Raw genomic sequence first — 21,562 nt, 5'->3', positions numbered from 1 at the left:
CGTCCTAGCCTGTACGAGCCCTGTACGAACTCTGCTGTGGCGGGACGCTCGAGCCGCCTCCCCACCTTTCACGCCGCCACGTGCGCTCTGGGTGCTCGTCGCACCTTCCGTCAGCGAGGGCGCCGGCGTACGCTCCCAGGCGATGGTCTCTCCTACCGCAATTGTGTTCGACCTCGACGGCACGCTGATCGACAGCCGAGGCGACATCGTGGCGGCGGTGAACCACGCGCTGGAGGTCACGGGGCGCGCACCGCTGCCCGGCCAGGTGATCGTCCGGTACGTGGGCGACGGCGCGCGCGCGCTCGTCGCGCGCGCGGCCAGGCTCCCCGAGTCGTCCGAGGACGTCGACGTGCTCCTCCGGCACTTCCTCGCGTACTACGAGCGGCACCCGCTCGACTTCACCCGCTGGATGCCGGACGCGCAGGAGATGATCGAGAGGCTCTCGGACCTCGGCGATCTCTCGCTCTGCGTCTGCACGAACAAGCCGCGCTCGACCACCGACGCGGTGCTCGCCGCGCTCGGGGTCCGCGGTCTCTTCCACGCCGTGGTGGCGGGCGGCGACATCGCCGAGAAGAAGCCGTCGCCGGCGCCGCTGCTCCACCTCGCCGAGCACCTCGGCGTCCCGCCGCGCAGGATGGTCATGGTCGGCGACGGCCCCCAGGACGTCGAGTGCGCGCGCCGCGCGGGCGTGCGGTCGATCGCCGTCCTCGGCGGCTTCGGCTCGCACCAGGAGCTCGTCGACGCGCGGCCCGACGTGCTCCTCCACACCCTGGGCGAGCTCTGGGACGTCCTCCGCCGCTGGCGCGACGCGACCGTCAGGATCTCCGCCGTCCGCTAGCCTCGCCCTCCCGCGTCGCCCTCAGGCCGCGACGCCCTCCGCGATCTCCCGCCCGAACGCGGTGGCGTTGAGGATCGCCCGGAGGCGCACGCGCGCGCGGTGGAGCCGCGAGCGCACCGCGCTCTCGCTCACGGCGAGCTTCTGCGCGATCTCCTGCAGGCCGAGGTCCTCGTGGTAGTGCGCCAGCACCACGTCGCGGTAGTCGTCCGGCAGCTCGCACAGCGCCTCGCGGACGTACGCCTCGCGCTCCGCCGCCGACGCGGCGTCGTCCTCGCCGATCGTGCTGCGCATCGTCGGCAAGAGGCCGAGCTCCTCGAAGTCGAGCCCCTCGACGATGCGCGCGCGCTGCCGGCGCTGCGACCGCATCAGCATGAGCGCCTCGTTCGCCGTCACCCGGAACAGCCACGTCGTGAAGCTCGAGTCGCCCCGGAACGAGCGGATCGTCCGTACCACCTGAAGCAACGTCGACTGCACGAGGTCGAGCCGGTCCTCGTCGGACACCGGGTAGCGCGCGAGCTGCCGCTCGACGTGCGGGCGGATGAGGCGCGTGAGCTCGTCGAGCGACTCCCTGTCGCCCTCCTTCGCCCTGCCGATCACCTCGGCCAGCGGGCCCGCGCTCGCGGCGCCACGGCGAACTGACGGCGGGCGCGACCCGACCGCGCCGGGCGGGGTGAGACCGCACGGCGCCAGAGGAGTCTCGGGCCTCGTGCTGGCGCTCGGAACATCGGTCGGAACGGCGGTCAGAGCCATGAGCCATCTCTCCGTCGAGGGCGCCGCGTGCGCTTCCGGCCCACGGGCCCGGTGGTGCGCTCCGATCAGCAAACGCCTTGCCACGGCAAGCTCAACGGACGTGCGCGCCGCGTGCGCACCGCGTGCTCAGCCGGTATAAGCGGGGCCATCATGTCCAGCGACGCTCCGCGATGGGAAGCCCCCCGAGGGGGAGACCGCCATGTTCCGATGCCCGAGGTGGACCGCGCAGCGCCGCCCGCTTCGGCGCCGCCGCGCGCGCTGGCGCACCCGCTGCCCGCCGGCATGCGCGACCTCCTCCCCGAGGAGGCGCGGCGCCGCCGCGCGCTCAACAAGCGCGTGCTCGACCACTTCGTCCTGTACGGCTACCAGCCGGTCGCGCTGCCGGCCTTCGAGTTCGCCGAGGTGCTCGAGCGCGGGCTCGGCACCCTCGACGCCGCCGACGTGCTGCGCTTCATCGAGCCCGAGTCGGGCGAGGTGGCCGCGCTCCGCCCCGACATGACCCCGCAGATCGCGCGGCTCGTGGCCACGCGGCTCGCCGACGCGCCGCGCCCGATCCGCCTCTGCTACGAGGGCACCGTCCTCCGCCGCCGCCAGGGCCGGGCGCGCCGCCACCGGCAGATCCCGCAGGCCGGCGTCGAGCTGTACGGCGTCGGCACGCTCGGCGGCGACCTCGAGATCCTCCGCCTCGCCGCCTCCTCGGTGCGCGAGGCCGGCCTCGATCGGTTCGTGGTGGACCTCGGCCACGCGATGATCGCGCGCGCGCTGCTCGACTCGGTCCCGGCCGGGCTCGCGGCCGAGCTCTCGGAGGTGCTCGAGCTGAAGGACGCGTCGCGCCTCGCCGCCGTGCTCGCGAGCCCGCGCGCCGCCGACGTCCCGCGCCGCATCGTCGCGGCCATCGCCGCGCTCCCGGACCTCGCGGGCGGCGGCGAGGCCGACCCGGACGGGTCCGTGGTCTTCGACCGGGCCGCGAGCCTGCTCTCCGGCACGCCCGCCGAGGCGCCGCTCGCCGAGCTCCGCGCGCTCTGGGACGCGGCCAGGGCGAGCCCCGAGCTCGGCCCGGCGCTCCGGGTCGACCTCGGCGAGCTCCGCGGCCTCGCCTACTACACGGGTGCAATTTTCCACGTGTTCGCCGAGGGCCCCGGGGAGGCGATCGCGGCGGGCGGGCGCTACGACATGCTGCTCTCGCGCTTCGGCCTGCCCATGCCGGCCGTCGGCTTCGCCCTGAACCTCGACGCGGTGGCCTGGGCGCGCGACGCGGCCGGCGCCGCGGACGAGCCGGCCCCGCGGGTGCTCCTGGCGGTGCGGCCGGAGCGGGCCGAGCCGCTCGCGGCGGCGCTGCGGGGGCTCGGCGTCCCGGCGGTGGCGCACCCGCCGGACCAGGATCCCGAGGGGTACGCGCTGTCCTGGCGGTTCTCCCACCTGGTGCGCGAGCGGGACGGGGCCATCGTCCTCGAGGCGCCGCCCGGCTGCGGGGAGCCCGGGGCGGCGACCGTCCCGGCGACCCTCGACGACGCCGCGGTCGCCCAGGCGATCGTGCTGAAGACGAGGGCGACCCCGCCGGGCGAAAAGTAGACGCTCGCTCGGCGCGCGAGCCTGGGGTAAAGGCGAACCTGAACCCGGACGGAGCCGCTCGGAATGACGAGCGGGCAGAGGACGGGCCACGTGATTCGGGAGGAGCTTCGGAATGACCGCGATCGTGATCGTCGGCGCGCAGTGGGGCGACGAGGGCAAGGGTAAGGTCGTCGACCTGTACACGGAGAGCGCCGACCTCGTGGTGCGCTACGCCGGCGGACCCAACGCTGGACACACGCTGGTGGTGGGCGGGGAGAAGCTCATCGTACGGCTCATCCCGAGCGGCATCCTCCGCTCGAACGCCCGCTGCGTGATGGCGCAGGGCATGGTGGTCGACCCGGGGGTGCTCGTCTCCGAGATCGACGCCGTCGAGGCGCGGGGCTGCTCGACCGACGGGCGGCTGTTCGTCTCGGATCGCGCGCACCTGATCCTCCCGTTCCACCCGCTGGTCGACTCGCTCCGCGAGGCGAGCGCGGCGGACGGGGTGCGGCTCGGGACGACCAAGCGCGGCATCGGCCCCTGCTACGAGGACAAGGCGTCGCGGCGCGGGGCGCGGCTCGGCGACCTGCGCGACATGAAGCGGCTCGCGCAGCTCGTCGCGCGCGCTATTGAAGCGTGGACGCCGACCTTGCGCGCGCTCGGCGGCGAGCCGCCGTCGCTCGACGCGATCCTCGACGAGCTCGCGCCGCTGGCGAAGCGGATCACGCCGCTGCTCGCCGACACGTCGCAGCTCATCGACGGGGCGCTCCGCCGGGGTGAGCGCGTGCTCCTGGAGGGCGCGCAGGGGACGCTGCTCGACATCGACCACGGCACGTTCCCGTTCGTCACGTCGTCGTCGGCGATCGCGGGCGGCGCGTGCGTGGGGGCCGGGGTCGGCCCGACGCGCATCCGCCGGGTGCTCGGCCTCGCGAAGGCGTACTGCACGCGCGTGGGCGAGGGCCCGTTCCCGACGGAGCTCGCCGGCGCGCTCGGCGAGCGGCTGCGGTCGGTCGGCGGGGAGTACGGCTCGGTGACCGGCCGGCCGCGGCGGACCGGCTGGCTCGACCTGCCGGCGCTGCGCTACGCGGCGCGGGTGAACGGCCTCGACGGCATCGCGCTCACGAAGCTCGACGTGCTGACGGGCATGCCGGAGCTCAAGGTGTGCGTCGCCTACGAGACGCCCTCGGGGCTCACGCGGGAGTTCCCGATCGACGATCTCGGGACGGCGAAGCCGGTGCTCGAGCAGGTGACCGCGTGGAGCGAGCCGATCGACGCCGCCCGCTCGATGACCGAGCTGCCGGCGGCGGCGCGCCACTACGTGGAGCTGGTCGAGAAGGAGACGGGCGTGCCGGTGGACGTCGTCTCGGTCGGCGCGGATCGCGAGGCGACCATCGTCCGGCGCAACGCGTTCGCGTGAGGGGACGGGCGCTCGGGTGAGGGGCGCGCGGGCCGGAGGCCGTCGGCGCCCGGCGCCTCGCGCCTGAGGGTGCCTGACGGCTCGTGTCCGTGGCGCTCCCCGTCCTCGCAGCCTCGGAGCCGAGCGGCGCTCGCTCGGCTCCGGGGCTGATTGGCTCCTGATCAGCGCGTGAGCGCGACGTCTGCTGTCCGGCGGACCAGCTCGGCCAGAGAAGCCTCTGTGGCCAGCTCGTGACGCCCATCGACGTCGGCGAGGAAGCTGCGCAGCAAGCTGGCGAGCTCGGCTTTGTCTGGCCGGTCTTCGAGGAGCACCAGCCTCACGACGTCAATCCACCGGGCCAGCAATCCGAACATGCAGGGACGGCGCTCGAAGCCGACCTGGATTCCGGGCTTCCGCCCCGCGCTGTCGAGCACCACGAGGTACTCCCCGTTCCGGACGTCAGTGGGCTCCATGTACGCCGCCGCCGCCGTCTGGAAGACGAGCACTTGACGCGAAGCTCATGGTTGTAAGTCCAGTGCACCGTGCCGGAGCCGCTCCCGAAGGCAGGGCCTGTCCACGTCCGGGTGGTCAGGAGCGCGCCATCGTAGCTGAGGCCCAGCGCGAGGCCGGACGGCCCCGCCGTCCGCATGCCGAGCACCACGAAAGATGACGTGATCACGGAGGCCGTCGCGGTGCTCGCCGGTGATCTTCGGCAGCATGGCCCGCCCCAGCGCGGTGAGCGGGCGCGGGGGGTGCGGGATGGCGGCGGCGGCAAACGCGGTCATGGCGCGCCTCGAACCAGTCACGCTCGAGGCGGCCATGAACCGCGAGGCCGATCCGTTCAGGTGCTTGGAGGAAATGGATCCAGGTCGCCGATGCTCGTAATGACGCCATCGAGGACGCCCCTCAGGACATCTGAGTGCCGAAACAAACCGTGAACGGTCCGTGCGTAGAGCAGCAGATCCACGGGAGCCTTCTCGAAAGTCCGCCGATACTCCGAATCAGTCGCGAGAAATGAGAGCGCCTTCGCGACGGCAATCTCCGTCAGCAAGCGTTCTTTCGCGTCGGCGATCGATTTTACGTATTCCCAAGCCTCGGCCTGTCTCAGAAAGGCATCCATACATCATTCCCCTTATTATTCAGAAGAGCTGCCGAAGCCCCGACCAGGCGGCAACTCCGAGCTGGCCCTCGACGACACCGAACTGCACCGCTCCCTCGACGTGCGCACCAGTGAATACCCTGCCAGCAGCATCGATGATGAGCGTGTGCGTTTCGCCTACCCACGCTCGGCCTCCACCGGCGGCTGCCATCTCTGTAGCACGCCATGCACCGCCGACGGCGCGTGCCTCGATTTGGCCGAGGAAATCTCGCGCAAGCTCAGCTCGCTGCGCAGCAGGTACGCCCTTCAGGATGTTGAGAGCTTCTCCCAGCATCTTCCATCCGGGCCCGGGCGTCAACAGCGGAGCTGCAGAAGGCGCAGCCCCTGCAGCGGCGCTTCCGCAAGCGGCGGCGGCGGCCCTGATGCTGAGCGCTGCCAGTCTGCCCGTTACGGCGATGCCGAGCCCCATCGAGAGGATGTCAGCGGGGGCATCTGCCGTATCCGACGGGGTCACGGCCCCCATATGAAGGATGAAGGCGGCCGCGATGGCCGCCACGACGAGTGGGTGGCGCCCGTCCGTGTCGATGTAGTTGACGGGGTCGCTGCCGCAGTAGCCATACACATTGGTATCGCCCCCGCCGAACCCGAGCGGATCCTTCGCCGTCCACCGTCCAGTCTCCGGATCGTAGTCGCGCACCCCGAAGCGCACGAGCCCCGTGTCGCGATCGTAGAGCCCTCCCGCGAAACCGAACGGCGTGAAGCCCGGGTTCGTGTCGAGGAGCACACGGCCGAACTCGTCAAAGTCCATCCGTTGCGCCACCGTGCCGGTCGCGATGTCCACCACGAGCCGCGGGCTGCCGAGGTGGTCCGTGAGGATGCGGTAGGTCGCGCCGCCCTTGATCATCAGATCCGGCAGGTTCCGCCCTCGCCCGTAGACGAAGCGCGCCACCACGTTGACAGCGCCGTCGAGCTCCGCCGCAGATTGCAGGTCACTCCGGTACAGGAAGCCCTGGACTCTGACCCCATTCCGTTCCTTCCAGATGCGATGCCCCTCGCCGTCAACCAAGTAGTCGATCGACGTGCCGCCCGGCAGCTCGGCGTGCCGCAGGTTGCCGCCGGCGTCGTACGTGAACGTCGCCGTGCCTCCCGTTGACGCGTCGGTCACGCTCGTCCGGTCGCCCGCCGGGCTCATCCCGTACGTCTTGGTTCCGTAGGTCAGGAGCCGGTCCTGGTCGTCGTAGGTGCCGCCCTCTGTCCCTCCCGGCGACGTGCGCGCGAGGCGGTTGCCGTTCGCGTCGTAGTCGTAGTGCGCGGCGAGCACGCCGTCTCGGAACACGTCGGTGAGCCGCCCGGCGAGATCGTAGTCGTAATCGTACGAGTGGGTCTCTCCCAGGATTGTCTCCGTCCTCTGGTCGATACGGCCCAAGGCATCCAGCGTATAGCTCACATGGTAGAGCGCGGAGCCAGCCGCCTGCGCCACGTAGCTCTGCATGCCGCCAGCCGCGTCGGGTGTCACGGTGTCGCTGACGACGCCGGCGCTGCTCCCGGTGTACAGCCCGTTCTGTGGATGCCGGGACAGTGTCATACCTCCTGCCTGGCTGAGGAAACCATCGACGTCGTAGCCGAAGCTCGTCACCGCGCCGCCGTTGACGGTCTCGCTGTCGACGCGGAAGTCGTTGTCATAGGTCCAGCTCACCACGCGCGAACCGGTCCCGAACCCGGCGCCTGACCACGTCCGACTGGTCATCAGCGCGCCGTCGTAGCCGAAGTCGAGCGAGATGGCGGACGGTCCCGTGACGCCGCTGAGATTGCCAGTCGTCGGATGATACGCGAGATTGATATCCCCCATGCCGAGCGGCATCGTCACCTGCGAGAGCCGGCCGGTCGCAGGCTCCCGCGTGTAGACGGTGCCCGGCTCGCCGGGACGGGCCGAGCCCGTGGGCAGATGATCCAGATCATAGGACCAGGAGGTCGTCGCGGGGATGGATCCGGCGTCAGGAGCAACGTACTCGTCCAGCAGATCTGCCGGGGTGTAGTTGAAGGTGTGCGCCGGCTGGCCCGGCGGCGTGACCGTATGGACGAGGCCGCCAGCGTAGTAGCTCGCCTCGACGATCTCCTCGTCGGCCCTCGTCGCCTGCGTCGCCCGGCCAGCGGCATCACGGATGAACTGCACGGTGCGAAGCAGCGGATCCGTCGCGCTCGCCAGCCATCCGTCCTCATACGCATAAGTCCAGGTCTTCGACCCCTGGGATACGGTATGCAGCCGGCCATCCGGAAAGTACGCGAAATCGATCGGGGAAATGCCCGTGACTGCGACGCTTCCAACTCGCCCCTGCGGAGTCAGCGTGGTCGTCACGCTCCGCCCTGACGGCAGCGTAGATACGACGGTGTTCGTGGATTTGTTGAACAGCTGCGTGAACGGACGCCCGTTGATCGTGACTGTATCGGTGAGCGACGAGATGCTCAGTGAGTTACCGGGAATCGACAGCGACACCGAGCGCGCCCCGGTAACCTGCCGCGTCCTCCCGAGAGGCGTCGTGGTCGTCTCGCTGCGGAGGATGGGCGCCTGCATGCCGAAGCGCGGGTCTCCCGTGACCTCGCTGGAGGTGACGGTGCCGTCCGGCGCCGTGATCGTCCGGACGCCGTTCGTCGCAATCTGCATCACCGTGGAGAGGCCGTCTGAGCCGGTGAACGTGCGCCGTTCGCTGCCGTCCGAGATTTCCTCGACCGCGTGCACCTGCGTCCGCTCCTCTGCTGTAGTGATGGTGACCTGGTAGTCCTTATCCGTGCCCGTCCGGCTGAGCGCCTTGTAACCGCTCGCCGGATCGGTATCCCTGGTGAGACGTCCATCCGCATCGTACTGGAACTCGTGGAGTCGGTTCCCCGGATCGCGCAGGGATCGGAGGAGGCCGCTGTTCGGGTAGTACTCCAGCGTCGTCGTCTCGTTCGCAGGGTTCGTCACGGTCCAGAGGAAGCCCTCCGCGTCCAGCGACAGCGATGTGGTCTGCCCCGTGGGCGCGACGATGGCCGTCGGGGCGCCGCTCGCATCGCGCAAGATCTGCGTCATTTGATTGTCGACGTCGGTGATCGTCGTCAACCTCCCTCCGGCATCATAGCCGAACTGAAAGCGTGTCACGCCGAGGAGCGCGTCGAGCGTGGAGAAGTGACGCCCCGTCTCGTCGAACACGTAGAGCTCGGACCCGTCCTTGCTAGCCACGGCGACGTTGCTCGTCGAAAGCCCCGGGAGCGCCCCCCCGACGCGAGCGATGAGCCCGCTGTCGTCGCTGTTGAAATCAGCGAGCAGGAAACCTAGCGGTGTTGCCACGAGCGCGCTGGGCCAGAGGAGCTCGGCAGCGGCCACCGGAACGCCAACATTGCAATGCTTGACGTTGCAAGGATATGCGCGATACGCAGGGTTGCCGACGACCGTGTAGATGAAGCCGGTCGGTGCGATGCGACGGACGACCGGGTTGCTGTCTATCTGGACGAGAGGATCTTTCGAAATGTAATAGATACTTCCATCAGGGCCGAGCGCGAGATCTCCCGGGATGCCGATCCGAGCCTCCGTCGCCAGTACCGCATCAGTGGTCGGTCCGTACTCGTTCCCGCCCGCGATCGTGGTGACGATGCCGTTCGCGTCGATGCGCCGGATGCGGTTCCAGCAGCCAGGGCAGGCGACGTTGAGGGTCGTCGGGGCATCGGCGACGTAGAAGCTGCCGTCCGACCCGAGCGCGATACTCTTGAGGTCGGTGAACTTGGCCTGGACCGCCGGGCCGCCGTCGCCGGAGTAGCCCCGCTCCCCAGTGCCTGCCACCGTGGTGATGATCCCCTGGAGGTCGACCTTGCGGACGAGCGAGGCCACCGCGATGTAGAGACTGCCATCTTGAGCGAGCGCGATGTCCTGAATGGCGCCCCCACCGACGCCGACCGAGGTCGCAGGGACGTTCTGCTCTGTGGTGAGGGCATAGCTGCCGTTTCCGGCGACAGTGGTGATGGTCCCGTCGAGAGCCACCCGCCGGACGCGGCCGGCGTCGCTGATGTACAGTCTGCCGTCCCGCGCGATCGCGAGGGCTCCTGGAGTGACCAGTCTCGCCTCCGTGGCGGGTCGATTGTCGCCGTTGTACCCGCTTACGCCGTTGACGCCGGCGACCGTGGTTACCACCCCGTCAGGAGATATCTTCCGGACGCGAGAGCTCACCTGGTCGGAGTAATAAATGGTTCCGTCCGGCCCGAGCGCGAGCCCCGACGGCCTGCCGATGTACGCCGTGCCGCTGCTGAGGCCATCGGCAGCCGCGGCTGGGGTCGCGCTTCGAGGGATCTCGCCGGCAACGCGCTCGAAGACCGAGCCGATGTTCCGAACGTCGCGCCGCGTTCCGTCGCCGAGCGTGAGAATGGATCCGACGGGGTCGAAGGCATGGTGGACGTCGAGGCTCATACCTCCGAGCGCTGCAGAGCCGTTCGTCGAGCTCGATCCGATGAGGCCTTCCCAGCGGCGCGCCATGGCGATCTCCATCCGCGTTACGCTCCCGACGATGCTCACGTCCGATGGCACGGAGAAGGACATCCGCGGCCCCCCCGAGCCGCCCCCGCCCGAGCTGCCTCCGCCCGAGCTCGTCGTCACGTTCGCTGCGGGCATGGTGTAGACGCCATCATAGGCATGCTGGAGCTCCACCACGACCGGCTGCTTTCCCACGAGCAGACGCCCGAATGCGTCCCGGCCATCCCATTCGAAGGTGTATTTCTGGTCCGGCTGGCAGGGGCAGGTGATGCTCGGTGAGAAGATCCTCCCGGCGACGTTGATCTGGAGCTCGATCCGCTTGAGGAGCGGGTGCACTGTCGCCTTGGTCACGGGGATCTCGAGGCGGTAATGCTCCTTGCGCCCGGTCGTCCGATCGCTCTGGTAATGCAGGCTGAAAGGCGTGCCACTGACGGGCAGACGCTCCCCCAGGATCTGGTTTTCGCACTCGATGATCGAGCCGGATTGCTTGCACGGTTCATCGAGGGGCGTCTTTGAGTCGCCGCCGCCTGGATCCGGCGGCGGTTCCGGAGTCGGATCGCGCGGCGGGCCGAAGGGCCAGTTGGCGTCCCATGGGGTGAAATGCGTGACCTGGACCCGCCAGAGGGTGGTCCCCGCCGCATACAGCGTGGCCAGCTCCTGCTGCTCCGCCGCGCTGAGCCCGAGCGCGGCGAGCGCGCTCGCGTCGTCGGCCGCGCCGTCGCCGTCGATGTCCACCGAGGCGACCCCGCCGCTCACGCCGAGGATCTCGATGATGCGCCCGTCTTCCGCAGGGATCCACGCCGCTTTTCGCGCGTCGTAATAACCGAGCGGCACGGCCATCCCGACCGGGAAGTCCAGGAAGTTCTCGACATAGAACGGGATAGGCCTGTCGAACTCGACCCTGATCGCCCCCGCGGCGACCGCCTCGTCGAGCCCGAGCTCCACGGCATACGTGTATCCGCTGGTCGGCGGCAAGGTGCCCGGCATCGCCTCGGGTCCGTTCGGACCGACCGTGTACTCGGTCGCGCGCACGTGCACCTCGGCCGGCAGCGCGACGGTCATCGTTGCCCCCGGCGGGCCGCTCGGGTCCGGTACGGTCATCGTTCCCGTCGTGCCCGGGGGGAAGAGCAATGTGGCCTGACGTGCACCGCTCTCGTCCGACTGAACGCTCCCGCGGGCCACCTGCACCTCCGTCGTGCTGCCAAGCGCGACGGGCGTCACCACGGGATCGCTCTCGATCATCACCACGTCAGGCGCCTTGGACCACTGCTGCCACTGGCTCCGGACATCGCGCTGCACGGGCAGGTAGCCGGACTTCTCGTACTTCACCGTGAGCGGCTGGCCTCCCCGCACGACCAGTTCGAACGCCCCGTCCGCGCGCGTGAGGACCTGTCCGTAGCTCGCCGCGTCCCCCACGCCATGGTGCAGTACGCTCACCTGGACTCCCGAGAGCGGGACGCCGGCGCGCGTCGCGACCTTTCCCTTGACGACCGCGACCGTCACGACGTCGATCGCCCCCGAGCTCATGCCCGTCTGCGGCGCGTTCGGACCCTGGTAGATGCAGCCCACAGCGTCGATGAGCCGCGTGGCCACGGTCGGATCCAGCGCCGGACAGGACACGTGCGTCACCGCGCCTGTCGCCGGGTCGCACGTGTCGATCGTGCTCGGGTCGCCGTCGTCGGTCGAGATGGGCGTATGCAGAATACCCAGCACCGGGTCGCACGTATCGGTCGTGCACGCATCGCCATCGTCGAGCGTACCGGTGCAGGTCGTCGCGGTCGTGTAACAGACCTCGAGGCTCGGCCGCCTGCCGACCTGCGGCTCCTCGCTGCTCGGGAAGCTGGTGGCGAGGACCGGCGCCTCCTCCAGCAGCACGCCGTGGTTCGGGACGGCGCCCGCGAGCCACGCCGCAGTGAGCGAGGTCAGGTCGGCCGAGCGGATCCCGACGCCGGGCAGCGACTGGAACGACGCGGCGATCGCCGGATCGAAGTCGCTCCCGTTCCCCAGGCTCTGCCAGGTCACCGTCGACTCGGTCCACGGCGAGAGGATCCGGTGGATGTTGATGGTGCTCGAGCTCGTGGTATCCCGGAAGATCTGCTCGAGCCGCAGCGTCGCGGAGGCGACATTCGCCCCGGCGGGTACCGGCGAGAGATCGAAGCGGAGGACGGCGTGTCGTACGCCGAACTCGGCCAGGGTGCCCGTGCGGAGGAGCACGGTCGAATCGTTCCAGGTCGGGAAGACCTCCCAGATGGTCGCGTCCTCCACCGCGCCGGCCGTCCCGCGCTGGATCGTCACGCAGGTCGCGTCCTCGGTGCCCGCCGCGAGCTTCGCGGTGCCGTGGAGCTCCTCGTCCGGCGAGCCAGGGCTGCAGCCGGCGCCGAACGCGATGGCGCTCAACAGGACGCCGTTCGCGAGGAGGTACCTTCGCCGGTACTTGCTTGGCGGCTCGAAGATCTCGAGCGCTTGAAGGGATGCTCGCCGATGTCGTCTCGAGAGCAATCTAGCTGCTATTTCAAATGTCATTGCACCTCCGCGGTCCGGTGCGCATGCGTCACTGGAATGTGACATGCGCGCCGGCCTCGCCTCGCGCCCGCAGTCACCTCGGTCAATCACGCCCAGCCGGACGGATACGCGAGGCGCACACGAGCGCCCTAAGAACGTCCGGCGCGCGACCAAGCGACCCACGTACCAGCCGGCGTCCCTTCCCTCGCTCGGCATCGGCAGCGCACGATCATCATTCGTCCCGGGCACGCGCTCCGCGAATGACCGTCAGCACGGCAAAAGTTCACGTGCGTGCGTGCGTGCGTGCGTGCGTGCGTGCGTGCGTGCGTGCGTGCGTGCGTGCGTGCGTGCGTGCGTGCGTGCGCGCTCGAGCAGGTGACCGCCTGGAGCGAGCCGATCGACAGCGCCCGCTCGATGACCGAGCTGCCGGCCGCGGCGCGCCACTACGTGGAGCTGGTCGAGAAGGAGACGGGCGTGCCGGTGGACGTCGTCTCGGTCGGCGCGGATCGCGAGGCGACCATCGTCCGGCGCAACGCGTTCGCCCGAGGGCGGGCGCTCGCGCTCATAGCAGCGCGTGCGATGACCCGCCTGCTCGTCCGACGGAACGGCCGCTGGGACGTGCATGCATGGTTGCCACGTCTGGGGTTTCGACACCCCAGAGGTGGCATTTCGTCACCAGACGCCGAACACCACTTCGTGCCAGACGGCGATCGTGACGCCGATCGCTACAGGAGCGCCTCGGAAGCTCGCCCTTCGTGCCATGCGGATGAGCTGCTCGATGGAAGCGCCGTCGCGACCGCGGCAGAGCATCCGCAAGCACCATGCTTCGACGCGCAGCATGCAGAGCACGGAGAACACCATCCACAGGAGGGTCGCGCTCGCTGCGATACTACCCGTCCACCTCCACGGGTTTTCCTGAGGAAACATGATTCCAGTAACCGCGAGCAACACGCGGCTAACTGGCAAGGGCGCGGCCCAACCGCCCACGGCACCAACGACCAGAAGCACGCCTGGAATAACGACGGTAGCTACGCTGAGCGAGGCTGCTTTGTCGACCGCGAGATTCCGCAGCAACATGGCCGCATCGCCGCGCGATCGCCGCCACAGCCCGACCGCTTCGACTGTGGATGTCAGCGCCGTGGCCACGATGAACCCCGTGATGTTGAAGAAGAAGGGCAACATACCGGTCACACTCCCACCACGGGCAGTAGTAGCGGCACTTCCAGAGCGCATCTTCCGCCCGCTCCTGGCAATGGGCCGATTCCCGGCCGATGACTCCGTAGTAGGGGCGCTCGGGGAGACAGCAAGTACGACCACGCCTCGTCGCCGACCTCAATCTCGTCGATCGAGACATGTTTCTGTCTCGTGGGCTTCCGCCGCTCCAAGCCGGGCACGATCGAGCCAGGCGAGCAGCTCCTTTGCCCTCCTGTTGTCGCCAAACCTCCCAAGGAACCATGTATAGGCGCGCTCGAGGACCTTAACCGCGTCGGGGTGACGTCCCATCTCGATGAGGCAACGACCCTTGCCAAACAGCAGCGTGAACTCGGCCAGCTCGTCTCCTCTGCCGCTCATGATGCCGGATGCGCGCTCGTACGTCGCGAGGGTCTCCTCCAACCGCCCGGCATCCAGCAGCATATCAGCGAGCCCGCCCAGCGCATGAGCGAGCAGGACGCCATCTACGTGGGCTAGCTCCATGAGCCGAACAACATCCATCATGTGGGTGCACGCCAGCTCGACCTCTCCAGACGAGCTCAAGCGCAGTGCCAGCATTTCCTTGATCTGCACCGCGCGACGCGACTCCTCGCCGTGATGCTCGACGGTGAGACGTAACGCGCGCTCGAGCGCCGCCCTCTCGCGATGCGGCAGCGTGGTCCACGGGTGCTGCTGGCCCACAGCCCTAGCGTACAGGTGAAGGGGGACGATCAGCTCCGGCGCGCGGTCGCCGGATCGCGATTCGATGTCGTGGATGAGCCCGGAGAGCAGCTCCTCGGCGTCGGCGTACGCTCCACGCCTCAAGAACTCCCTGGCGCGGCCAACGGCCTCGGCAAGATGTGGATCGATCATGTTTTGCATCTCCGTGCGGGCGCTCTGGGCAATAATGCAGGGCCCGTGGCGCAAAACAACACTCCCCTGATCCTGAATCAAGCAAAATCATCGATCAAGTGGAGCGCCAGGACGTCGAGGACGCGAGGAAGAGAGGATTCCCTCTGCTTCTCTGGCGCCTTGGTTCCGGTAGGAATGGCCCGCGACTGGCCTACATTCGGTCCGTCTGGGTCGCCCCCCCGGGACACAGCGAGCATGAGGCGTGTGTGCGCGCGCCGAACTCCTCGACCCTGGAGGAGGCGACAAGACACCGAGCGAGATGGCGCTGGATCCCTCATTGGCGAACCGTCGCTTGAAGAAGCCCATAATCGAACTGGAGCACGCGCAGCGCCCATGACCCATCATGGACCTGGATAAGCGCCTCATAATCCTTCATTGGGTACCACTCATCGACGATGCGCAAGCTCGACCAATTCGCCATCTGTTCCTCTGCCAGGCGCCATGGCTCGATGGTGGAGATGGCCGGAGGCGTCCCTGCCGACGGGAAGCTGGCGAAGGTCACACCGCCCACTTGTCCAACCTCTGAGCCGTGCACCACGAGGACGAACTCGGGCCACAGCGGCAATGCGAAGGTCCACCTTCGCCGACGATATGGGTCCGCGTCATCCATGCGCTCCTGAGCCAATGGCTTTCCCAGAAGGTCGACGTAGACACCCATCGGGTGTCCGGGCTCGCTCAAGCCTCGCTTTTCCGCCTCGGCTCGGTATTTCTCGAGCGAGGTCGAGTCGAGCCCTAGCCTTCGGCACGCCGCGTCCACAAGATCGGACGCGCGCATCTGCGCCAGCAAGTACGCCTCTACAAGCAGGGTACCGTTCATTGGACTCATCGAATATTCCTGACGATGAATGCACGACCTTCGAACACCAATCCTGCAGTTGCTTGAGCAACCGAACCACTCGGGCCGACCACCAGGACCGGTTTACTCGTGCCCAGCATAACCGACGAAACGACCTGGTTCTCCCCAACGCTCACCACTGCAGTCCGCAGCCCCAGCGCCTCAACGGCCGACTTCGTCGCCGCTGTCGCTTCGGATTGCGGCAGACCCAACTTCGAGACATGTTCAACGAGCGCTGACATCCTGCCGGTTGCCTGACCTCGGACGCTTTGTCCAATACCCGTTCCGCGCTGACGAGCCGCATCCATTCCTACCCCCCCTCGCGGCACGTCCGCAAGCGGCGGCGGCACCCCTGATGCCGAGCGCTGCCAGTCTGCCCGTTACGGCGATGCCGAGCCCTATCGAGAGGATGTCAGCGGGGGCATCTGCCGTATCCGACGGGGTCACGGCCCCCTCTTGTGCCCTCGTTATTCTTCGAGCAGCCCAGCGCGGCGCCGCGGAGCGCGCCGGCGACCACGGCGGCCCGAAACCACGGCTCGGTCGACGACGTCGACCACGGCACGTTCCGCGGCGCGGCCGGCCCGCAGCGCCGCCGCGCTCCCGCCGGGGGAACGCCGGCGCGGCTACGCTCCGGGCGGGGGGACGCTGGGGGCGCGCCCCAGGGCGACCTTCGCCAGGTTGCCGACGTAGAGCTGGAGCAGCTCGAACCGCGCCTGCACCTTCTCGACGGGGCTGTAGCGACCGAGGTCGTGGACCGACGTCGCCGTCCGGAGGACCTCGTGCAGGCCCACCCGCAACACCCCTCGCCCTCGCACGGCCCCCCGAGGATCGGCCCCCTCGTGGATCTGGAACTCGAGCGTTGTGTTCTCGTCCCAGAGCTCGAGCCCGGGGCGCGGGGTGAACACCTTGGCGCCGTGGAGCGTGTAGGGCCGGCCGTCGCCGCCCTGGAAGGGGAGCGTGTACCGGATCTGCCGCGACCGGCCGTCGCCATGGGGGACGAACAGGTTCCACACGCCGTTCGTGATGTCGGCGGCCCCCTTGGTGAGGCCACCGATCACGAGGGTCCCGGTCACGGCGCCGACGTGCGCCGGATCCGCGACGAACTCGGCGATGTCCGGGATCCTGATCTCCAGGTCGCACGCCGCGTCCGAGCGGTGCCCTGTCGTGGCCTCCCAGGAGCCGCTCAGGCGCTCGCGCAGCCCGAGGCCCAGCGCGGGCTTCACCGGGGGCGCCATGCCCTCCGGCGGGACGGAGACCTGCGACAGCGCGTCCACGAACGGCCGGACGTCCCTGCGCTCGGGCGGCGACCAGCCGGGCTGCCCGGTCACGCGGCGGACGATGCGCTCGATGTTCCGCTCCGCCACCGCGGCGATGGTGTGCGACGGGTTCACCCCCGTCGCGCTCGGCAGGACGGCCCCGTCCATCACGAACAGACCGGCGTGGTTGAAGACCTCGCCGAGCTCGCTGGTGACCCCTTCGGGCTCGCTGTCCGCCATGCGGCAGCCCCCGAGGTTGTGCACCGTCACCGGGAGCCGCGCATAGCGCCAGAACGGGCTCGGCCCGTAGGTGCCGCCGAGCTGGCCGACGAAATCGTGAATGAAGCGCTCTTCGAGGCTGTAGAGCTGGAGGTTATTGCACACGCTCCATTTCACGCACAGCGTCTGATCCGAGCGCAGCTCGAGCTGTCCGTTCGCCATGTCGCGCCCCATGGCGAGGAACACGGCCGACCGGGCCATGCGAGCCGGCACGGTGGGCGTCACGGGTCTGCTGGAGGCTCCGTCCGACGCGATCGGCAACGATCTCACCGCCTCGCGCCGGTAGGTGTCCTGGATGTCCGGCGTCAGCGGGGGCTCGGCCGGCGCCGCTGCCGCCGCGGCTTCGGCCGTTTCGTTCGTGACGCGCGCGGGCGCCGCGGTGGCCGCGCCGTGGTTCCACCCGTTCGTGGAGGGCGAGGTGCCCGGGAGCGCCGCCGTCAGCCACACCTGCTTCGGCGTGGCCAGCTTGACCAGGGACCAGAGATGCTGTGAATAGCCGCCTTCCTCGAGCAGGAACCAGCCGCGATCGTCGTCCTTCCGGCCGTCGTAGAGGACGGCGGAGGTGATGGTGGGTCCCCTGTCGGGCGCCCACTCGTCCGCCACGTCGAACGCGAAGGCGAGGAGATCGCCGTTGCCCGAGTAACCCATCCCGAGCTGGGCGCTGACGCGCGGGAGCCCCCCGGCCGCGCGCGATCGGAGGAGGAGCTCCGTGGAGTTGACCGCCCCCGCGCAGACGAACACGTACTCCGCCTTGATGGATCGACGCGCGCCGCGGGCCCAGTCCATGTAGTCGACCCGGTATCCCTCGCCGGGGCCGAGCGACCAGATCAGCTGGACCTCGCACTCGGTCAGCATCGCGGCGCCGTGGCGCTCGGCGACGGCGAGGTAGTTGCGATCGAGCGAGTTCTTCGCCCGCGCATCGCAGCCGATCACGCACTCGCCGCAGTAGGTGCACCCTGCCTGAGGCACGCCGAACTTGTTGGGCTGAAGGCCGGGCGTGTCGCTGAAATTCACGGCGATCGCGGGGTAGAAGAACTGGTCCTTGCGGCCCAGCCCTTCGGCCGCGTCGCGCATGCGGCGCGCCTTCAGGGGCACGCCCTGAGGCGACGACGTGATCGGCTTGATGTCGAGCATGTAGGCGACGAGGTCGTAGTACGGATCGAGCGCCTCGCGGCTGTACCCCTCCGGCCAGCCCTCCGCGAACACCTCCTCCGGCGCGCGGAGGTGCACATTGGCGTAGATCAGCGATCCGCCGCCGTAGCCGGCCGCCTGCACGATCTGGATCTCGGAGATGAGCCGGACATCGAAGAGCCCGCGCGACGGGTCCCACAGCCATGGATCCAGGACCGTGCGCGGCAAGCCCGAGGGAGCGCCGTCGTAGCGCCGCCCGCGCTCGAGCACGGTGACGTCGAGGCCCGCCTGCGAAAGCCGGCAAGCGGCGACCGCGCCCCCGAACCCGGTCCCGATGACGATTGCACGCTTCTGCGCCATGGTTCACCTCAGAAGGGGCCGTACGCGAGGACGTCGCGCCCGTACACGTCCCAGAGCTTGCCCAGGAACAGCCTGCCGAAGCGCAGGAGCGCCTCCCGGCGATCGGCCGCTGTCTCTCCGTGGGCGCGGAAGGTCGTGAGTTGCCGCATGAAGTCGAGCAGGTGAATGCGGAGGATCCCGGACGCCACGACCTCCGCCGCAGGCTCGAGCGCGGCGGAGATGTGCCCGCGGTAGATGCGGGTGGTGAGCGTCGACGTGTCGTCCCATAGATCGAGGCCGGGCTCGTCGCGGACCTCCTTGCGCCCGCTCAGCGTGAGCGCGCGGCCCCTGCCGTCGCGGAAGAAGAGGCGATACAGCATGTGCTTGCCGGTGGGGTCCAGCGCGCCGCCCGTCCGCTGATCGAGGAGCAGGTTGAACGTCCCGCGCTCGATCCGGAGCGCGCCGCCGAGCGCGTCGCAGACGATGTTCCCCTCGACCTCCGCCTCGTGCTCGGGCGACGTCACGAAGCGGCCCACGGCGTCCACCGTGATCGTGAGGTGCGCCTCGAGGGGCGTGCCCTCGCGCTTGCCCCTCGCGAACGCCTCGTCGTGAGGGTGGTCGCCGCGCGCGATGTAGCCCTTCATGACCTCGCTGAACGAGAGCCCATGAGGCGCCTTCGGCGCGCGCTCGTCGGGCGCGAGATCGCGCCCGGGCTTCCGCGGGATGCCGTTCGCGTCGCACCACGCGCGCGCCTCGCGCACGCCGAGGTTCACCGCCTCGGCGAGGCGGTCGGCGCTGAGCGCGAGCACGTAATGAACAGGGACCTCGGCCCGGAGGATGTGCAGGCGGATGACGCGGTTGAACTCGCCGGGCTCCCCTCGCGCGATCGCCGCGTTGCTGTCCTCGATGCGGCGCACGACGCGGCGGAAGTTGCTGTTGGCGGCCATCTCGATGATCTGGAAGTAATGGGCGATGAAGCCGTCCTTCCAGTCGCCGCGCTCGCTCACCGTCCAGATCACCCAGATCTCGTCGGCGCCGCGCCGGATCGCCTCCTCCAGGTTGGCGTCGGTGCTGTAGACCGAGTCGACGTAGGTGTCGCCGCCGATGACGACCGGCGGGAACCACATGGGCAGCGAGATCGCGGCCATCAGGTGATCTTCGGTCATCACGGACGGCGGCAGCGCCTCGAGCGCGTGCTTCGTGAAGTTGTACACGTTGAACGTCGCGTCGAGCGGGCTCTCGCGGATCGCGCCGAAATCCAGCCGCCACGCCTCCCGGATCGCCATGCGGAAGCGATCCAGCGTCGCTATCGACTCGGCGTGGAGGGGCTTGATGTACTCCTCGAGGTTCAGGTCGAGGCCGAGGCGCGGGTCGAACCTCCGCCAGCTGTCCGCGATCTGCGAGCCGCTGAGCCCCTGGCAGAGCATCGCGAGGTTGAGGGTGCCGCCGCTGGCGCCGTCGACGTGATCGAAGGAGAGCCCGGCCTCGTCGAGCCACACCTCGAGGACGCCGGCCTGGAAAGCCACCTTCATCCCGCCGCCGGCGAGGATCAGCGACCGTTTCGTCGAGCGCTCGCTCCGCAGGGCGCTCACGGGACGGCTCCTTCCGCGCCGAGGATCGACGAGGGCGCGTCCGCCTCGGGGCGAGGCGAAGGCGCGCTGTCCGCGGCCGCGGCGCGATCGGCCTCGGCGTCGGGGATCCGCGCGGAGAACGCCGGCAGGACGACCCGGGTGAGCGGCGCCCGGCGGTCCCGGCCCGACTCGGAGGCGAACGCGAAGCTGCGCACCGACCGCCACACCTGCAGGAAGCGCTCGCGGTCGAAGCCCGAGCTGGACAGGAAGATGTCGTACCGCTTGTGGGCAGGGTTCACGACGTCCTCGTCCGGCGCGCCGGGCCCGCCGTGATGTCCGAGGATGTCCGCGTGATCCGCGTCGACGAAGACGCTGTCGTCCGGCGTGGGCCACACCATGGACACACAGTTGACGATCCCGTCGTTGTGCGCGCGGCCGAGCGCCACGCTCCCCGCAGCGTCGAGCCTGCGAACCGAGCAGTCCGGTCCGAGCTCCTGTCCAGGCTCGCGCGCGGTCCACCGGTGGAAGATCTTGAACAGGTCGTGATCCGGCGCGCCCGGGAGCGGCTCCGCCCTGGTCACGATCGAGCGCAGGCGCACGTGCGCGTAGGTCGTCCTGAAGAGCTCCTCCGCGCGAGCGGCGTCCGCTGCATAACGGGCGGGATCGAGGTCTGCGACGACGCCGAAATCGTCCGAGGCGTCGTTCAGCCATTTCAGCGTGTCGAAATAGACGCCCCTCGCCCGCGCGCGGGCGAGGCCGTCCTGCTCGTCGCAGGCGCTGAACAGGCTCATCGTGTCGAGGATCGCGTGGACCCAGCCGGCCGACCACCCGAGCCGCTTGAGCGAGCTGGCCAGGAGGCGCCCGCCCGGCTGACGCAAGGTGCGGCTGGTCTCGTAGAGCACCGTCACGAGCGCCTGGAGCTTGCTGGACCAGCCGCCGACGACGTGGGCCAGGTTCGAGCCGCGGTGAGGCGTGGAGAGGAACTGGACCGAGCAGATGCTCTTGATGATCGCCTCCGCGGGGAACTTCTCGATCGGCTCGTTCTTGACCGCGTGCTCGTGGAGGCACTTCATCATCCACCGGATATCCATCCCACCGGTGGAATGCCCGACGAAGTGGATGGCATCGCCGCGGTCCAGGCGGAGGAGCCCCCGCTTGTACCGCTGCAGGAGCCAGTCCAGGAGGAGCTTCGCGCGCGTCTCGATGCGCGCCGTGGGCAGGTTCGGGAAGTAGTGAAGCGTGAGCGGGGCCTCGTACATGGCGCCCTTCCATCCGCGCAGCGCCTCGGTCACGCCGTGGTAGTAGTGCAATGAGCCCAGGGCATCGAAGCCCGCGAACCCCGGCACGAGGATGAAATGAGTCCTCGGCTCGTCTGTGCGAGTCATCACGTTCATGGAAGCGTCTCCTCCGCTCT

General features: G+C 69.3%; 14 protein-coding genes and 1 pseudogene. 4 read left to right on the top strand and 11 right to left on the bottom strand.

The window, feature by feature from the left end; genetic code table 11:
* Window positions 1-142: 142 nt before the first annotated feature.
* On the top strand, window positions 143-838 hold the full coding sequence (locus tag WME76_RS42830; RefSeq protein WP_437957922.1) for an HAD family hydrolase: 696 nt from the start codon (window positions 143-145) through the stop codon (window positions 836-838).
* Between the two features lie 21 nt (window positions 839-859).
* On the opposite strand, the gene WME76_RS42825 is transcribed toward WME76_RS42830, so the two are convergent.
* On the bottom strand, window positions 860-1,588 hold the full coding sequence (locus WME76_RS42825) for an RNA polymerase sigma factor (RefSeq protein WP_437957921.1): 729 nt from the start codon (window positions 1,586-1,588) through the stop codon (window positions 860-862).
* A gap of 207 nt (window positions 1,589-1,795) precedes the next feature.
* On the opposite strand from WME76_RS42825, the gene hisZ reads away from it, so the two are divergent.
* Together hisZ and WME76_RS42815 are read left to right on the top strand one after the other, a co-directional pair.
* Complete coding sequence (gene hisZ, locus WME76_RS42820; protein WP_437957920.1) at window positions 1,796-3,160, top strand: ATP phosphoribosyltransferase regulatory subunit; 1,365 nt, start codon at window positions 1,796-1,798, stop codon at window positions 3,158-3,160.
* Between the two features lie 112 nt (window positions 3,161-3,272).
* Window positions 3,273-4,556, top strand: coding sequence for an adenylosuccinate synthase (locus WME76_RS42815; RefSeq protein ID WP_437957919.1), 1,284 nt, complete (start codon window positions 3,273-3,275; stop codon window positions 4,554-4,556).
* A 161-nt stretch (window positions 4,557-4,717) separates the two neighbouring features.
* On the opposite strand, the gene WME76_RS42810 is transcribed toward WME76_RS42815, so the two are convergent.
* The 3 genes from WME76_RS42810 to WME76_RS42800 all read right to left on the bottom strand — a co-directional run bounded on the left by WME76_RS42810 (window position 4,718) and on the right by WME76_RS42800 (window position 12,631).
* Entirely contained in the window at window positions 4,718-5,041 is a 324-nt protein-coding gene (locus WME76_RS42810) for a hypothetical protein (protein WP_437957918.1), read from the bottom strand.
* Window positions 5,042-5,376: 335 nt separating this feature from the next.
* Window positions 5,377-5,655: a hypothetical protein gene (locus WME76_RS42805; protein ID WP_437957917.1), complete on the bottom strand. Its 279-nt coding sequence runs from the start codon at window positions 5,653-5,655 to the stop codon at window positions 5,377-5,379.
* Between the two features lie 19 nt (window positions 5,656-5,674).
* On the bottom strand, window positions 5,675-12,631 hold the full coding sequence (locus WME76_RS42800; protein WP_437957916.1) for a DNRLRE domain-containing protein: 6,957 nt from the start codon (window positions 12,629-12,631) through the stop codon (window positions 5,675-5,677).
* A 369-nt stretch (window positions 12,632-13,000) separates the two neighbouring features.
* On the opposite strand from WME76_RS42800, the pseudogene WME76_RS42795 reads away from it, so the two are divergent.
* Window positions 13,001-13,177 (top strand): annotated as a pseudogene (locus WME76_RS42795) (adenylosuccinate synthetase); the annotation flags it as partial.
* Window positions 13,178-13,306: 129 nt separating this feature from the next.
* Here WME76_RS42795 and WME76_RS42790 read toward each other — a convergent pair.
* The 7 genes from WME76_RS42790 to WME76_RS42760 form a co-directional block, all read right to left on the bottom strand.
* Window positions 13,307-13,816 (bottom strand): hypothetical protein, encoded by a 510-nt coding sequence (locus tag WME76_RS42790; RefSeq protein ID WP_437962246.1) that lies wholly within the window; start codon window positions 13,814-13,816, stop codon window positions 13,307-13,309.
* A gap of 150 nt (window positions 13,817-13,966) precedes the next feature.
* Complete coding sequence (locus tag WME76_RS42785) at window positions 13,967-14,698, bottom strand: tetratricopeptide repeat protein (RefSeq protein ID WP_437957915.1); 732 nt, start codon at window positions 14,696-14,698, stop codon at window positions 13,967-13,969.
* 313 nt (window positions 14,699-15,011) lie between these two features.
* The gene (locus tag WME76_RS42780; RefSeq protein WP_437957914.1) at window positions 15,012-15,554 is read right to left on the bottom strand and encodes a hypothetical protein; all 543 of its coding nucleotides are present in this window, start codon (window positions 15,552-15,554) and stop codon (window positions 15,012-15,014) included.
* 5 nt (window positions 15,555-15,559) lie between these two features.
* Window positions 15,560-15,814, bottom strand: coding sequence for a hypothetical protein (locus tag WME76_RS42775; protein WP_437957913.1), 255 nt, complete (start codon window positions 15,812-15,814; stop codon window positions 15,560-15,562).
* A gap of 381 nt (window positions 15,815-16,195) precedes the next feature.
* Entirely contained in the window at window positions 16,196-18,598 is a 2,403-nt protein-coding gene (locus WME76_RS42770; RefSeq protein ID WP_437957912.1) for an FAD-dependent oxidoreductase, read from the bottom strand.
* An 8-nt stretch (window positions 18,599-18,606) separates the two neighbouring features.
* Window positions 18,607-20,169 (bottom strand): patatin-like phospholipase family protein, encoded by a 1,563-nt coding sequence (locus WME76_RS42765; RefSeq protein ID WP_437957911.1) that lies wholly within the window; start codon window positions 20,167-20,169, stop codon window positions 18,607-18,609.
* Window positions 20,166-21,542: an esterase/lipase family protein gene (locus WME76_RS42760; RefSeq protein WP_437957910.1), complete on the bottom strand. Its 1,377-nt coding sequence runs from the start codon at window positions 21,540-21,542 to the stop codon at window positions 20,166-20,168. Before WME76_RS42760 ends, WME76_RS42765 begins: the two co-directional genes overlap by 4 nt.
* Window positions 21,543-21,562: the final 20 nt, after the last annotated feature.

This window comes from Sorangium sp. So ce119, from assembly GCF_051524405.1.
GTDB lineage: Bacteria > Myxococcota_A > Polyangia > Polyangiales > Polyangiaceae > Sorangium > Sorangium cellulosum_G.
This window is presented reverse-complemented; position numbering and strand designations above follow the sequence as displayed.

What these genes read in the sequence shown, in the direction of transcription:
- WME76_RS42805 (WP_437957917.1), bottom strand. Translation starts at nt 5,655, where the DNA reads ATGGATGCCTTTCTGAGACAGGCCGAGGCTTGGGAATACGTAAAATCG.
- WME76_RS42775 (WP_437957913.1), bottom strand. Translation starts at nt 15,814, where the DNA reads ATGTCAGCGCTCGTTGAACATGTCTCGAAGTTGGGTCTGCCGCAATCC.
- WME76_RS42825 (WP_437957921.1), bottom strand. Translation starts at nt 1,588, where the DNA reads ATGGCTCTGACCGCCGTTCCGACCGATGTTCCGAGCGCCAGCACGAGG.
- WME76_RS42770 (WP_437957912.1), bottom strand. Translation starts at nt 18,598, where the DNA reads ATGGCGCAGAAGCGTGCAATCGTCATCGGGACCGGGTTCGGGGGCGCG.
- hisZ (WP_437957920.1), top strand. Translation starts at nt 1,796, where the DNA reads ATGCCCGAGGTGGACCGCGCAGCGCCGCCCGCTTCGGCGCCGCCGCGC.
- WME76_RS42785 (WP_437957915.1), bottom strand. Translation starts at nt 14,698, where the DNA reads ATGATCGATCCACATCTTGCCGAGGCCGTTGGCCGCGCCAGGGAGTTC.
- WME76_RS42790 (WP_437962246.1), bottom strand. Translation starts at nt 13,816, where the DNA reads ATGTTGCCCTTCTTCTTCAACATCACGGGGTTCATCGTGGCCACGGCG.
- WME76_RS42780 (WP_437957914.1), bottom strand. Translation starts at nt 15,554, where the DNA reads ATGAACGGTACCCTGCTTGTAGAGGCGTACTTGCTGGCGCAGATGCGC.
- WME76_RS42830 (WP_437957922.1), top strand. Translation starts at nt 143, where the DNA reads ATGGTCTCTCCTACCGCAATTGTGTTCGACCTCGACGGCACGCTGATC.
- WME76_RS42815 (WP_437957919.1), top strand. Translation starts at nt 3,273, where the DNA reads ATGACCGCGATCGTGATCGTCGGCGCGCAGTGGGGCGACGAGGGCAAG.
- WME76_RS42760 (WP_437957910.1), bottom strand. Translation starts at nt 21,542, where the DNA reads ATGAACGTGATGACTCGCACAGACGAGCCGAGGACTCATTTCATCCTC.